Source organism: Nocardia sp. NPDC003979 (assembly GCF_053605015.1).
In genome coordinates this window covers 481,747-496,394 of sequence record NZ_JBSGIJ010000002.1, presented here as the reverse complement: position 1 = coordinate 496,394, position 14,648 = coordinate 481,747, and the positions used below count along the sequence as shown (strand labels likewise).

Annotated in this window: 10 protein-coding genes; 6 read left to right on the top strand and 4 right to left on the bottom strand. The window is 69.9% G+C overall.

Annotated elements, in window-relative coordinates:
* Positions 1 to 200 precede the first annotated feature (200 nt).
* The 4 genes from ACWEVR_RS05900 (at position 201) to ACWEVR_RS05885 (ending at position 8,869) form a co-directional block, all read left to right on the top strand.
* Positions 201 to 1,433, top strand: a complete 1,233-nt coding sequence (locus ACWEVR_RS05900) for an XRE family transcriptional regulator (protein ID WP_243749666.1) — start codon at positions 201 to 203, stop codon at positions 1,431 to 1,433.
* Between the two features lie 134 nt (positions 1,434 to 1,567).
* Positions 1,568 to 3,067: a TIGR02677 family protein gene (locus ACWEVR_RS05895; protein ID WP_452466164.1), complete on the top strand. Its 1,500-nt coding sequence runs from the start codon at positions 1,568 to 1,570 to the stop codon at positions 3,065 to 3,067.
* Positions 3,064 to 4,425: a TIGR02678 family protein gene (locus tag ACWEVR_RS05890; RefSeq protein ID WP_452466004.1), complete on the top strand. Its 1,362-nt coding sequence runs from the start codon at positions 3,064 to 3,066 to the stop codon at positions 4,423 to 4,425. Before ACWEVR_RS05895 ends, ACWEVR_RS05890 begins: the two co-directional genes overlap by 4 nt.
* Positions 4,426 to 4,429: 4 nt before the next feature.
* Positions 4,430 to 8,869: an SbcC/MukB-like Walker B domain-containing protein gene (locus ACWEVR_RS05885; RefSeq protein ID WP_452466003.1), complete on the top strand. Its 4,440-nt coding sequence runs from the start codon at positions 4,430 to 4,432 to the stop codon at positions 8,867 to 8,869.
* A gap of 137 nt (positions 8,870 to 9,006) precedes the next feature.
* Here the strand turns inward: ACWEVR_RS05885 and ACWEVR_RS05880 are convergent, their stop codons facing one another.
* Positions 9,007 to 9,978, bottom strand: coding sequence for a helix-turn-helix transcriptional regulator (locus tag ACWEVR_RS05880; RefSeq protein ID WP_452466002.1), 972 nt, complete (start codon positions 9,976 to 9,978; stop codon positions 9,007 to 9,009).
* A 97-nt stretch (positions 9,979 to 10,075) separates the two neighbouring features.
* On the opposite strand from ACWEVR_RS05880, the gene ACWEVR_RS05875 reads away from it, so the two are divergent.
* Positions 10,076 to 10,477: a RidA family protein gene (locus tag ACWEVR_RS05875; protein WP_452466001.1), complete on the top strand. Its 402-nt coding sequence runs from the start codon at positions 10,076 to 10,078 to the stop codon at positions 10,475 to 10,477.
* Between the two features lie 8 nt (positions 10,478 to 10,485).
* Here the strand turns inward: ACWEVR_RS05875 and ACWEVR_RS05870 are convergent, their stop codons facing one another.
* On the bottom strand, positions 10,486 to 11,445 hold the full coding sequence (locus ACWEVR_RS05870; RefSeq protein ID WP_452466000.1) for a helix-turn-helix transcriptional regulator: 960 nt from the start codon (positions 11,443 to 11,445) through the stop codon (positions 10,486 to 10,488).
* Positions 11,446 to 11,531: 86 nt separating this feature from the next.
* On the opposite strand from ACWEVR_RS05870, the gene ACWEVR_RS05865 reads away from it, so the two are divergent.
* Complete coding sequence (locus ACWEVR_RS05865) at positions 11,532 to 12,665, top strand: epoxide hydrolase family protein (protein WP_452465999.1); 1,134 nt, start codon at positions 11,532 to 11,534, stop codon at positions 12,663 to 12,665.
* A 22-nt stretch (positions 12,666 to 12,687) separates the two neighbouring features.
* On the opposite strand, the gene ACWEVR_RS05860 is transcribed toward ACWEVR_RS05865, so the two are convergent.
* Positions 12,688 to 13,176 carry a M15 family metallopeptidase gene (locus tag ACWEVR_RS05860; RefSeq protein ID WP_245655199.1) on the bottom strand — a complete coding sequence of 163 codons (489 nt, stop codon included), beginning with the start codon at positions 13,174 to 13,176 and terminating at the stop codon, positions 12,688 to 12,690.
* A gap of 38 nt (positions 13,177 to 13,214) precedes the next feature.
* The gene (locus tag ACWEVR_RS05855) at positions 13,215 to 14,585 is read right to left on the bottom strand and encodes an ABC1 kinase family protein (protein ID WP_452466163.1); all 1,371 of its coding nucleotides are present in this window, start codon (positions 14,583 to 14,585) and stop codon (positions 13,215 to 13,217) included.
* Positions 14,586 to 14,648 lie beyond the last annotated feature (63 nt).

Here is a 14,648-nt window from a genome sequence, read left to right as displayed (position 1 = left end):
CGGATCCCCCCGCGCGGCGCCAGCCGCCGCGCGGGGGTACTGCGTTGCCTCGCAAGCTCTCCTGCGGGGCGGGTGATCGGTCCGGCCGAGCACCTACTTACAGCATGCGCATTCGTCCTCCGTTGTAGCAGATGTCAAACCGATGACATCTACATGCCCTATCCGGGACGCCGAACGTTAACTGGTGGAATACTACGGCCGTGACCGCAACTGATGATCGACCCGTCTGGGCTGTCCGGATGCGCTCGGAACGTGACGCGAGGGGATGGTCGCAAGCCGACGCCGTCCGCGCGATGCGTGCCAAGTCCTCACACAACCTGCCGACGGACAGTACTCTGCTGCGCAATTGGCGCCGCTGGGAGTCCGGTGAATCACGACCCGACGAGTTCTACGCGCCGATCATCGCGGCCGCGTTCGACACCGTCCCCGCCGCGTTCTTCCCCAAAGCCCGTCCCAACCGCGATGACGAGCTGTTATCCGCAACCGGTATGGACACACTGGAATTCATCGGCAGGCTACGCATGTCCGATGTCAACAGCGCCACCCTCGACGCGGTGCGGATCACCGCCGAACGGTTGTGCTGCGAGTACGCCTATGCCGACCCGCACGAGCTGCACGCCGAGGGAACCGCGTGGTTGCGCCGGATCACCTCGCTGCTCGACGGCCGACTCACTCTGAGCCAGCATCGGGAGATCCTCGTACTGGCCGGCTGGGTGGCGTTGCTGGTGGGTTGCGTCGATTACGACCTCGGCCACCGGGCCGGCGCGGAAGCCACTCGGCGCGCGGCGGATTCGCTCGGCCGGGAGGCGGGCAATCCCGAGATCGTCGGCTGGGCGGCGGAGATGTCGGCGTGGTTCGCGTTGACCCAGGGCAACTTTCGCGGCGCCATCGATGTTTCCGAGAAGGCGATGGCGGGAACCACGTCGATGGGTGTCGGGGTGCAGCTGGCCGCGCAACGCGCCAAGGGCTGGGCGCGCCTGGGCGATCGCCGGGCGGTGCAGACGGCGCTCGACGAGGGCCGGGCGATCCTGGCGCGGATGGGTCATCCGGCCGATCTGGACAACCACTTCGTCGTCGACGCAACGAAATTCGACTTCTACGCCATGGACTGCTGCCGGGTGGCCGGGCAGGACCGGCTGGCCGAACGCTATGCCCAGCAGGTGATCAAGGATTCGACGCGGCCCGACGGCAGTGTGCGCAATCCGATGCGCGTGTCGGAGGCCCGGCTCACGCTCGCGGTGGTCGCGGTGCGTGATCGCGATCTGGAGCGCGCGGTGGAGGAAGGTGTCGCGGCGTTCACGGCGGGCCGCAAGTCGCTGCCGTCGCTGGCCTGGATCGCGGGCGAGGCGGCGCGCGAGATCATCGAACGCTTCCCCGGTGATCCGCGTACCCAGTCGTTCCTCGAGCAGTTGCGCTCGCTCAACGTCGGGTGAGCGCGGCGGCGATGCCACGCCGATCCGGGGCGGGTCGGTCGGAGCAGTGCTCGGTCACCACTAATCTGTCTACGGTGACCGACCACCGCGCCGACGGCCTGCCCAGCGCCGTCCCTGCCCTCTGGGACGAGCGGCTGCGGTTGTTCTCGTTCGCCACCGCCGAGAAACGCGCCGACTACCTGCGGGTTCTGCGCGCCTTCGACAGTGCGCGCGCGGCGTACGTGGTGTTGCTGCACGCCGACGATGTCGCCGAGTGGATCGCCAAGGCCGAGGCGGGCACGCAGGGGCCCGCTCCGGCGGGGGTGCCGCTGTCGGCGGCCGAGATCGGTCCGCTGCTCGAGCAACTGCACCGCTGGGGTGTGCTCGAGCGCAGCTACGATGGCACCCGGGCGGCCACGCTGGCCGAGTACCGCAACCGGCACTACGTGTACCAGTTCGCACAGGCCGGTTTCCAGGCGTATCAGGCGGTGGCCGGGGTGCTGTCCGCGCGGATGGAGGACGCGTCGCTGTCGCGGCTGGTGCTCCCCGAACTCCTCGCGGACCTGCGCACTCTGGCGACCGCCAATCGCGAGGGCGACGCCGAGCGGGTCTACACCACCCTGCGCAGGCTGGACGCCGCGCTCACCGACATGGCGGCACGCGCCGCGCACTTCTATCTGTCGCTGGGCGACCTGGTGCGGACCACCGAGATCACCCCCGAGTCGTTTCTGGCGCACAAGGACGCGCTGCTCGCGCACATGCGGGAGTTCAGCATGGATCTGGCCCGGTTCGCGCCGCGCCTGGCCGCCGCGATCGGCGAGGTGGAGGACACCGGGGTCGAGGCGTTGATCGGTCGTGCGGCCGGGTGCGACGAGCGGGTGCTGCTGAGTTCGGTCGAGCGGGAGGCGGATTGGCGCGCCCGCTGGGACGGATTGCGCACCTGGTTCGTCGCGGGCACCGAGCCGGGCGAGTCGTGCGAGGCCGACCGGCTGCGGGAGGCGACGATGAGCGCCATCGCGGCCGTGTTGTCGCTGTTGCGCCGGGTCACCGAGACCCGCCGGGGCGGGATCAGCCGGGAATCGGCGCTGCGCCACCTGGCGGCATGGTTCGTCGCCACCCCCACCTCGGACAGTGCGCATGCCCTGTACGACGCGGTGTTCGGCCTCGGCAAACCACGGCACCTGTCGCTGGAACACCCCGACGCCGACCTGGTACCGGCCGACCGATCCTGGTGGGACGCACCACCTTTGGAGATCTCCCGCACCCTCGCCGAAACCGGCCGAGCCCCCGCCGCAGGCGCGCCCGCCCGGATCTCACGCAACGACGCCGGGGTACGCCGCCTGCGTGAGGCGCAACTCGCCGCCCAGCGCGAACGCGCGGCGGCCGCCGCCTCCCTGTCCACCGGCAACGTGCACGAACGGGTACTCGACCAGCGCGAGACCGAGGTGCTGCTGCGCCTGCTGGACGCGGCCTCCACAGCCTGGGTGCCGGTGAGCGGACGGGTCGAGGGCACAACGGGTTCCGACAACGGCGTCACCCTGACGGTTCGCCCGTGCGACGGGTCGACGGTCATCCGCACGGCGGCGGGATTGCTTCACTTGAACAACCGGCGCCTCGAAGTACAGGGTTCGACGGGGCGGAGGACCAAGCGGTGAAGCGGCAGCGGATCGATGCGCTCGCGCTCGACAGCTACCAGCGGGCGGTCCGGGTGATGCTGGCCAATCACCTTGTCACGCGGGTCTATCCGGACCGAATCGCGTTGCCGCTGGTCCGGCGGTGGGCGACCGAACTGCGCGAGGACATGGCCGAACTGTTCGGGTATCGGGTGGAGATCACCGAGACGACGGCGCGGCTGTATCCGGTACACGATCGGCTCGAGGATGCCCGGCCCGCGCGCAGTGTCAACGATCGGGTGTTCGACCGGCGGCGCTACGCCTATCTGTCGCTGGCCTTGGCCGCGTTGGGGCGGGCCGGTGATCAGATCACCCTGTCGGAACTGGCAGAGCATGTCGCCGATTACGCGAGCCGCATCGATGGGCTCGAACTGTCCACCGAGCGGGCGGCCGATCGTGACGCCTTCGTCGACGCCGTCGGCTGGCTCGGTGCGCGCGGCGCGTTGACCCTGGCCGACGGTGACGCGAGCGGGTGGGCCAGCGACCCCGACGCGGGTGAAGCGCTCTACGACATCGACCGCCCGGTGGTGTTCGCGCTGTTCCGGCCGCCGCGGGCATTGCAGCACCTGCACAGCGTGCGTGGTCTGCTGGCCGAGGACACCGAGGTGGCGGCCGACGTCGCTCGCCGGGTGCGGCGTGCGCTGGTGGAGCGGCCGGTCGTGTATCTCGCGGATCTGACGCCCGCCGAACGGGCGCTGCTCGGTCAGGAGCGCCTGATCGGTGAGGTGGAGTACTGCACCGGACTGCGGGCCGAACGGCGGGCCGAAGGTGTCGCTCTCATCGACACGTCGGGTCGCCTGTCGGATACCCGGTTCCCCGGCACGGGCACCCTTGCTCAGGTGGGGTTATTGCTGATCGGCGAGATCGCCGACGCGGTGCTGGATCTGGACAACCCGCTGCCGCACCGGCCACTGCCCGACCTCGATCCGGCCGAGGAACTCCTCGACCAGCTCGACACCGCGATCCCCCAGGCGGGGGTGTTCGTCCCGCTGGCCGACGAAACACCCGACCCGGCAACGGATTCCGACGACGAGGTCGCCGAGGAACCCGACACCTATCCATTCCTCGACGATGCGTGGGTGCGCACCACCGTCACCGCGCTCACCGATCGCTACGGTGCCACCTTCGCCGCCCAGTGGCAGGCCGACGCCGCCGGCCTCACTGCCGAGGTACTGGCCTTGCTGACCAAGTTGCGGCTGATCAGGCCTGTCGAGGACGGTCTGCTCGTGCTACCCGCGCTGGCCAGATACCGGGGTGCGGTCGTCACGGTACGGGTGCGCAAGACCGAGGAATTGTTCGTCACCGCCGCGGAAGTCGGCACCGGAGTGGGAGGGAGCTGAGCAGATGACGCTCATTCACGGCGGAGTGCGATTCGTCCCGACCCGCGCGGGCATCGTCAACCTGTGGGACTACCGCGACCAGGAGTTCTGTTTCGCCGACGGACGCCTGGTGCTGCGCGGACCCAACGGTTCCGGCAAGACCAAGGCCCTCGAGGTGCTGTTCCCGTTCGTGCTGGACGGGCGGATCGAGCCGCGCAGGCTCAATCCGTTCGCCGGTGAGGAACGGACCATGAAGTCGAACCTGCTCTACCGCAAGCAGGAATCGGCGTACTCGTATGTGTGGATGGAATTCGCGCGCGGCAGCTGGGAAGATCCCGAGGTCGTCACGGTCGGTATCGGGATGCGCGCCACCCGGTCCTCGGACAAGGTGACGCGCTGGTATTTCGTCGCCGACGGCCGTGCGGGTGTCGATTTCTCGCTCATCGGTCCCGACGACCGCCCGCTCACCCGCAAACAGCTCGCCGAGCAGATCGGCAGCGACGCCATCGTCGACCGGCCGGTCGAATACCGGGCCGCGATCGATGCCCGCATGTTCGGGCTCGGTATGCAGCGCTACGACCAGCTCATCAACCTGATCCTCACCCTGCGCCGCCCACAGCTCGCCAAGAACCTCGACCCGCGCGGGTTGTCCCAGGCCCTCACCGACGGTCTGCGGCCCCTCGACGAACAACTCATCCTCGACGCGGCGCGTTCGTTCAGCGATATGGAGGAAGTGGGCCGCACTCTCGACGGGCTGGTGCAGGCCGACACCGCCACCCGGCGCTTCGTCGACGTGTATCGCAAATACCTCGCGGTGCAAGCGAAGTCGGACGTCGATCAGGTGCGCACCCGGCTCGACGCCGTCACCAATGCCTCGACCGCCCTGTTCGCCGCGACCGCCCTACGCACCCGCCGCGACGCCGACCGTGCCGCCGCCGAGGCCCGTGCCGAGGAAGCCGACCGCGCCTACGAACAGGCCATCGCCGACCGCGAGAACCTGCAGCGCTCCAGCGCCTACGAGGGCAAACAGCAACTCGACGACCTCGCCGACGCCGTACGCCGGCTCGAAACCTCCGCCGCCGCCCACCGCGACAAGGCCGCCGAAGCGGCGCAGACGTTGCAGCGGCGCGCCGAGGAAGCCGAGAAGGCGGCCGAAGCGGTACGCACCGCCGCCGCCGCGCTGGTGCGCGGCGAAGAGGCCCTCCGATCGGCCGCCGAGGAAGCGGGCATCGAGTGGACCACGCCCGGTACCGACGGCCGGGGCGACCAGTTCACCGCCGCCGTCCGCGGCCACGCCGAAGAACGCGACGCCGACGTGCGCGCGGTCCGCAAGGCGGTGAGCAAGTGGGAATCCGCCGCCGCCGACCGAACCCGCGCCGAGCGCCTCGCCGAACGCGCGATCGAGCTGCGTGACGCCGCAGCCGCCGAAGTCGCCCACGCGGAAGCCGCGGTTGCCTTGGCGCGCAAGGAGTCTGCTGCAAACCTACGGGCCTGGTGGAAGACCAACTCCGGTGTCCTCGCCGGCCTCGCTGATGACGCCGGACTGTTCGAGGCGCTCGAGACCGCCTTCGCCGGTGCCGGAGTAGAGGATATTCCCTCTGCCGCAGAGGTTTTGACGGAGCGAATCGAGCCGCTACGCGAGCAGCTCCGCACTCGACGGCAGGAGGTGCGGGCGCGGGCTGATGCCGCGGCCGCGCGACGCGACGCACTCACCGCCGAACGCAAGCAGATCGCGGCGCAGCACGACGACGCTCCCCCGCCGTCGACGACCAGAACCGGTGCCCGTGAAGAACTTCCGGGTGCGCCGCTGTGGAAGCTTGTGCGTTTCGGCGATGCGGTGTCCGCGCAGGAGGCCGCCGGGATCGAGGCCGCGTTGCAGGCCGCAGGACTGCTGGACAGCTGGATCTGCGGGTCGACCATGCCCGCCGAGGTCGAGTCCGACCACTTCCTGCTCCCACTGCCTCCCGACCAGTGCCCGACCGGTCGCACCCTCGCCGATGTCCTTGTGGTGGAGGAGAATACGGCCGAGGTCGAGGTCCCGAGGGACACGGTCGCTGCCGTGCTCGCCTCCATCGCCCTCGACGAACTCCTCTCTGAATCGGACAGCTCCGCCCCTACGGCAGCCGACGACCACTCAGGCTATGAAGCCGCCGAGACGCACCCGGCGCCGACCACGCCGGCCCGAGCAGACTCCGCACCCGGCGCAGGCGGGGCGAAATCGACGACAGTCGCGGCGACGGGTGCGCATCGCGCCGGTGTTGCGGACGGCGAAGGCATGGGACGGACTATGCCAGGCGCCACGCTGAGTGCGCTGACCGCCGAGGCCTGCCCCGTGGTGATCGGAACAGCGGGCCACTTTCGACTGGGTGTCCTGGTCGGCAGGCATCACAAGACCCAGGCCGAGTTCATCGGTGCGACCGCGCGGGCGCGCAGGCGAGCGTTGCGGCTCGCCGAGATCGAGGCGGCGATCGAGGCGGCCGGCGCGGAATACGAGGCGGCTCGGGCCGAAGAGTATTCGGCGGCAGCGCGATTGGCTGAGCTCACCGCTGCGTCGAAGTCGTTGCCACGACCTTCGGCGGTGACCGCCGCACTTCGGGCGGTCGCGGAGACCGCCGGACTGATGCGGTCGCGGGTGGAGGCCGCGGCGCAGGCCGAGCGGGAGCTCGATCAGGCCGTGGCCGAGGTGGCTGCCCAGGACAAGAAGGTGCGGGCGGCGGCGCAGGCGCATCGCACACCGCGTGAGGCACGGGAACTCGACGCGCTGGCCGCGGCGATCCGGCATTTCGAGAACACCGGCACCGGACTGTTGCGGTTGCGTGCCGAGCACGAGCGGGAACGTGAGCGCGAACGGGAGGGCGCCGATCGGCACGACGAGGCCCGTGCCCTGGCGGAGGCATTCGCCGAGGAGGCCGAGGCGGCCCGCGCCGGATATACCGAGCAGCAGCGCAAGCTCGAAACGCTGCGAGAATCGTTGGGCGCCAGTGCTGCCGACATCGACCGAGAGCTGGATGCGGCGCGTGCGGCCATCGAAGCCGCGAAAGCCGAGCAGCGGGCCGCGCGCAAGGCGGCCAATGCGGCGATCGAGGCGGTGGGCGATGCGGAAGCGGCGTATCGCACGGCGCACGAGGCGCTCGCCACGGCGCTCACCGAGGTGCTCGCGGAAGTGCGGTCGCTGGCTCCGTACGCGCGGCCCGACCTGCTGAGCCTGCTCGGCGCGTCGGTCGAACACCGGTGGCCGAGCAGCGAGGCCGCCTGGTCGACACCCGAGCAGCTGCAGTACCGCATCGTCGCCGCGGGCCCGGAAACCGATCCGGTGGTCTTACCGGACGAGGTGGCGGCCCTGTTCGCCGACCTGGATGCCGCCACCGCACAGGTTCGCGCCACCGAGGCCGGGCGCAAGTCCACCCGATCAGCGGTGACCAGCGCACTACAGGAGTTCGACGCCGCGCTCACCGCCTCCGGCCGCGACTATCGTCTGCACTGGGACGCCGCCGACGGGCTCACCGTGGTGGCCGTGCACGACGAGAACGGCCAGACCGCACTCGCCGATTTCGCGGCGCGCATCGACGCCGCACGCCGCGACCAGGAACTGCTGCTCACCGACGCCGAACGCCGCATCCTCGAAGACGCGTTGCTCACCGGCTTGGCCCAGCAGATCCACGAAAGAACGACCGACGCAAGGGAACTCATCTCCCGCATGGGTGCGGAGATGAAGCAGCGGCGGATGTCGTCGGGCAACACCATCGGCGTGCACTGGGTACTGGCCGACGGCCTGTCGGAGGCCGCGCGCGCCATGTGCAAACTCCTCGACCGCGACACTTCGGCATTGAGCCCGGACGATCTGGGTGCGGTCCGCGCGCATTTCGCGGCCGAGATCCGGGCCGCCCGTGCCGCCCACCCGGAACGCTCCTACCCCGAAATCCTCGCCGCCACCCTGGATTACCGATCGTGGCGGGTGTTCTCGTTCACGTTGATCTCCGGCGACGGCTCCGAGGACAAGCTCACCGTCGCCCGCCACAGCGCGCTTTCCGGTGGCGAGCAGTCGGTGTCACTGCACCTGCCGTTGTTCGCCGCCGCCCACGTGATGCTCGATTCCGCCGACCCGCAGGCCCCACGCCTGCTGGCGCTGGACGAGGCCTTCGCCGGCGTCGACGACAACGGCCGCAGCGAATTGCTAGGCCTCAGTGTGCAATTCGACCTCGACCTGTTCATGACCGGCTACGACCTGTGGATCACCTACCCCCACGTCCCCGGCTGTGCCCACTACGACCTGGCCCACTCCACCGCCGAGAACACCGTGAGCGCGACCCTTCTGGTGTGGGACAGCGGCGAACTCCTCGCCGAACACGACGGCGGCGACCTCACCACCGCCCTCGGCTCCCCCAACCGCCGCCGCCTCCCCAACACCATCGAGGGTGGACTCACGCTGGAAGGGATGCCAGGACAACCGGCGCCGGTCGGGTGAAGCCACCGGCGCACGCGGAACTCGGCACAGTGCACTCCGCATCGAGTTCCGGGGACGCACCGATGGTCGCGCAGGAGCGGCGGCCGGCTGGTGCGATCGTCGGCGCGGCTCCACCCCTGAATGAGTGCAGGGGCGCCTCAGGACGACCGGTAGTGGGTGGCGAGCGTGGTCGCGCGGTCGTGCAGGGTGGTGCGCAGCCATCGCGGTGCGAGGATTTCCGCATGGGTGCCGAGTTGCCAGAGTGCCCATTCGGCATGACGCGGATCTTGGAAGGTCAGCTCGAGGCGGAGCCTGCCGTCGGACTCGGCCGTTTCGGAGCGAAGTGACACCGCCGTGCCGATGAGTTCCGCACGGCGGGTGGGGTTCACCCGGACCTCGACGGCTACCTGGTCGCTGCCGGCACGGAACCGGGTGCTGCGTTCCCTCCAGGCCTGATCCAGGTCGATGTGCTCCGGCCGCTGCGCGGGTTCGGGCAGTTCTTCCGCGTCGAGGATGCGCGACAGGCGGTATGTGCGGTCCTCCCCCGACCTGGTGGCAAGCAGATAGCTCTGGTCGGCGACGGTGACCAGGCCGATCGGGTCCACGGTTCGCCACTGGGCGGATCGGTCGACGGCGGCGTAGTTGATGCGCAATCGGTGACCGGTCAGCACCGCGCGGCGGACCTCGGCCACTACGGCGTCGGGCAGGTCCTCGGGCGCGACGCGACGCGACAGGAGGTCGGTCTCGGGGTCGACGAGCAGGCGACGGGCGGCGCCGGTCGCGGTGTCGCGATAGCTCTCGGGCAGTGCGTCGACGACCTTGCGCATGGCCGACGCCAGCGCACCGCCGAGGCCGAAAGCTTGTGCCCCACGCCGTGATCCGGCGACCAGTAGCGCCAGCGCCTCGTCGTGATTCAACCCGGTGAGTTCGGTGTGGAAGCCTGGGAGCAGGGCGAATCCACCGTGCCTGCCGCGTTCTGCGTACACCGGCACGCCGGCCGCGGAGAGCGCCTCGATATCGCGCAGCACAGTGCGAGTGGAAACCTCCAGCTCGCGGGCCAGCACGTCCGCGGTCAGCCGTCCGTGCCTGCGCAGCAGCAGCACGAGGGAGACAAGCCGGTCGGCGCGCACAGCCGAAAGATTACCCGGAATACACGACAGAGGATGTCGTGTATTGCTGACAGGCTCATCAGCGTCACAACGACCCATCACACGAGAGGTGCCTCGCATGGCGCACACCATCGTCAACCCCGACGGCCTGCACAATCCGGTTCCGTTCGGCTACAGCCACACCGCCGCCGTCCCGGCGGGCACCGAGCTGGTCTTCGTCTCCGGCCAGTACGGTTCCGACGCCGACGGTGCGGTCGTCTCCGATGACTTCGCCGACCAGGTGAAGCGGACCTTCGACAACATCGCCACCGCCCTGGCGGCCCACGACCTGGATCTCGGCCACGTCGTCGCGCTGCGCACCTACGTGGTGAACCACGATGTCACTAAACTCGGTCCGATCGCCGGTGCCGTCGCCGAGCACTGGGGCACCACCCCGCCCACCCAGACACTCCTCGGTGTCGCGGCGCTGGCCACCCCCGATGTGCTGTTCGAGGTGGAAGCGGTCGCGGCCCGGCCCTGACGCGGTCCTCACCCCACCGCGTGCCCGATGCGCTCCGCCATCGCGCGCAGTCGCGCGGACAGTTCGGGCGAGTCGTGTACCCGGAACGCGACTCCGAGCGAAACCAACTGCCGGGCAAGCCACTCGGGGTCGTCGTCGCGGACGCCGGTGAGGCGGCAGGTGGTGGCACCGGTGGCGTGCAAGGTGGCGGGGTCCTCGCCGAGTCGGCCGGTGACCCGGGCGAGCGGGGCGTCGATGGTGACGTCGGCCCGGTACGGGGCGGTGGCCCAGTCGGTGCGGCGTCCCGCCACATAGTCGGCGGCGTCGGCCGCGGGTAGCTCGCGCGCGGTGATCCGGGCACCGGTCGGGTGCGGGTGGGCGATTCGGTCGGCGCGGTAGGTGCGCCAGGCGTCTCGGTCGAGGTCGTAGGCGACCAGGTACCAGCGCCGACCGGACGCGACGACGCCGACCGGTTCGACATGGCGGCGTGACTCGGCGCCGTCGGTGTCGAAGTAGCCGAAGCGCAGTCGTTCCCGGTTGGTGACGGCCGCGGCGAGGGTGGTGAGGACCTCCGGCTCCACGGCGGGCCCCTCACCCACCCGGACCGCGACCGCCGTACCGACCACCCGCACCCGCCGGCGCAGCTTCGCGGGCAGGACCTGCTCGAGTTTCGTCAACGCCCGCACCGACGCCTCCTCGATCCCACCGACCGCCTGCCCGGTGGCGACTCGTAGCCCGACGGCCACCGCGACCGCTTCGTCCTCGTCGAGCACCAGCGGCGGCAGCGCCGACCCGGCGGTGAGACGGTAGCCACCGCTCGCGCCCAGCGCGGCGAGCACCGGATAGCCGAGCTCTCGCAACCGGTCGATATCGCGGCGCACGGTCCGATCGGTGACGCCGAGGCGGTCGGCGAGTTCGCTGCCCGGCCATTCGCGTGGCATCTGCAGCAGCGAGAGCAATCGGAGCAGTCGGGCGGCGGTGTCAGTCATGATGTCGATTCTCGCGCACATCTAGGACCGAACCTGTCCTAGATGCCTCGTAGCGTCGGGTTCACCCCGATCACGAGGAGTTCCGAATGACTGTCCGCCCCTTCGGCATCGACATCCCGCAGACCGATCTGGACGACCTGCGCGACCGGCTGGCCCGAGCCCGATGGACCCCCGAACTGCCGGGCGACGGTTGGGAACGCGGCGTGCCCGTCACGTACCTGCGCGAGCTCGCCACCTACTGGGCCGACGAATTCGATTGGCGGGCACAGGAAACCGCACTCAACGCCTTCCCCCAGTTCCAGACGACCATCGACGACCTCGACGTGCACTTCGTCCACGTCCGCTCCCCCGAACCCGACGCGGTGCCCCTGCTGCTCACCCACGGGTGGCCCAACACCTTCGCCGAATTCACCCGGGTCATCGGCCCGCTGACCGATCCCCGCGCCCATGGTCTCGATCCCGCCCTGGCCTTCGACGTCGTCGTCCCGTCGGTCCCCGGCTTCGCCTTCTCCCAGGCTCCACGCGAGGCCGGGATGACCACCGCACGAGTGGCGAGGATGTGGACGCAGCTCATGGACCGGCTCGGCTACCAGCGCTACGGCACGCAGGGCGGTGACCTGGGCGCCTACATCGCACCGGAGATGGCGCTCGCGGCCCCGGAGCACGTGATCGGGGTCCATCTCGACGGCGGGATCGGCATGCCGACCGAGGCCGACGTGCCCACGATGTCGGACGAGGACCGCGCCGAGTGGGACCAGATGCAGCTGTGGATGACCGGCGGCGTCGACCACCACACCCTGCTGCGTGCCGCACCGCAGACCTTCGCGCTTGGCTGGAACGATTCCCCGGTCGCGCTGCTGGCGTGGATGATGCAGAAGTTCCAGGAGTTCACGCCCATGGCCGAGCTCGCCGAGGACGTGATCGACCGGGACCACCTGCTCACGACGGTGTCGCTGTACTGGTTCACCCAGACCACCGGCACGTCCTCGTGGCCCATGTACAACGGGCTGCGTGACGGCGGTTTCGACTGGCCGACCGGCCAGAACCTGGTGCCGACAGGCGTCTACGGTGGCGGCTCACCACTCATGCGCAAGCTCGCCGAACGTGACAACAAGATCACCCACTGGCCGTCGGGTAACCCCGGCAACCATTTCGTGGCGATGGAGGAACCGGCGGCACATGTCGCCGACATCCGGACGTTCTTCGCCGCCCTGCACTGACAGACAAGACCCGCCGGTCGACCTACCGCATGCTCGCGTCGGGCACGGTCGGCGGGCACGGCGTCCCCGGTACCGTCACCAACTCGAAATGCCACCACTCGTTGTCGAAAGTCCGGCACAGCCCCCAGCGGTTGCCGTTGGTCTCGAGCCACTGGGCGCCGATCTGCGGGCCGACGTCGACCGCGTGGCCGGAGACGTGGGTCGATTCGGCGGGCGGGAGGACCCAGCGGCGGGCCTCCTCCGGGGTGCCGTGGGTGGCCAGGCCGTCCTGCCACAGCGCTTCCTGCTGTTCGGGGGTGCGGTAACCGGAGGTGACCGACAGCGGCACGCCCTCGGCGTGGGCCTGCTGCTCGGCCAGGGTGTAGGCCAGGGCGAGCGGTGGGTCGAGGCCCTCGGTGCCCGCGGCGGACTGGACCTGTTCGCGCTGATCGGGGTCGGCCGTCGCGGTGCCGGTGGCCGTCATCGCGGCGACCGCGCTCACGCCGACCAGGATGCGGAGAACAGAGTGCATGCCGGAATCCTATCGACCCCGCTTCGGCGCGGTTCGCCTCACCCGGATCGGCGCCACCGGTCGATCTCGCGACCGACCTCGGTGACGGGCGGCTCGCGGTAGAGCCATTCGCGGGCCAGCAGGTGCCAGTTCGCGGTGGCCCGCAACTGGCCGAGGGTGGCGAAGGTGAACAGGTCGGCCCGGCGGGAGAACACGTGCTCCGGCGGCAGCAGCTGCCGGTGCATGCCGTGGAATTGCGACGAACGCGGGTCGACCGCGAGCAGCAGTGCGCCGGTGGCCAGTTCGGGAGTGATGGTGACGTCCTCGTCCAGCAGGTGCCAGCCCGTGGCGGCCCACACGTACGCCAGGCTCTCCTCGACCGACACCCCGGCGCTCGGATCGATGATCCCCCGGTCGACCCACGCGGTGTACAGGTCCTCACCGCGCCCCTCGGCGGCCGCACGCAGCACGTCGCGCTCGAAATCGACATGCGCCGGGTCCATCTGCTTGTACAGGCCGAAGTCGACGAAGGCGAGCTTTCCGTCGGCGGCCAGCAGCATATTGCCCGGATGCGGGTCGCCGCAGAACTCGTTGTCGACGAACAGGCTGGAGATGTAGAACCGGTAGATCAGTTCGCCCAGGTGGTCGCGGTCGGCGTCGGGCAGCGTGCGCATGTGCGAAAAGGGTTGCGACTCGACGTATTCGGTGACGAGCACATTGTGCGAGCAGTGTTCGACGATCGCGTCGGGCACGGTGATGAACGGGTGACCGCGATACCGCCGCGCCACCCGGCGCTGGGTGCGCGCCTCGCGTTCGTAGTCCAGTTCGCTGCGCAGGTTGTCGGCGATCTCCTCGAGCACGCCGGTGTCGGCCATGCTCGGCAGCACGGATCTGCCCATCTTGCTGAGGAATTCGAGGTTGCCGATATCGGCGTGGACGGCGCGCTCCACCCCGGGGTACTTCACCTTCACCGCGACCACCCGCCCGTCGCGCAGGGTGGCCCGGTGCACCTGACCGATCGACGCGGCCGCGATGGCGGTCTCGTCGAAGTCGGCGAAGACGCCGCCGAGCGGTCCGAGATCCTCCTCGATCACCGCACGCATGGTCGGGAACGCGACCGCGGGCGCCTTGTCCTGCAGTGCGGCCAACTGGGCGCGGAAATGTTCGCGATGCGATTCGGGAACGAAGTCGAGGTCGAGCACCGAGGCCATCTGCCCCAGCTTCATCGCCGACCCCTTCATGCTGCCGAGGACCGTGACGATCTGCTGCGCGGTCGTCATCGCCGAGCGCTCGGCCAGCACCTGCCTGGCCTCCTCGGTGCGACCGATCATCGACAGTCGTCTGCCGACCCCGCGCACCGCTTGGCCCGCGGCGAACTGTCCGAGCTTGGCGCCGCGCGCCACTCGGCCCCCAGGAATTCCAGCGGGCATAGCCACCCCGTTCACCGTATGTCGCCGGTCACGTTACACCGCGACGGCTGGACGCACGACCAG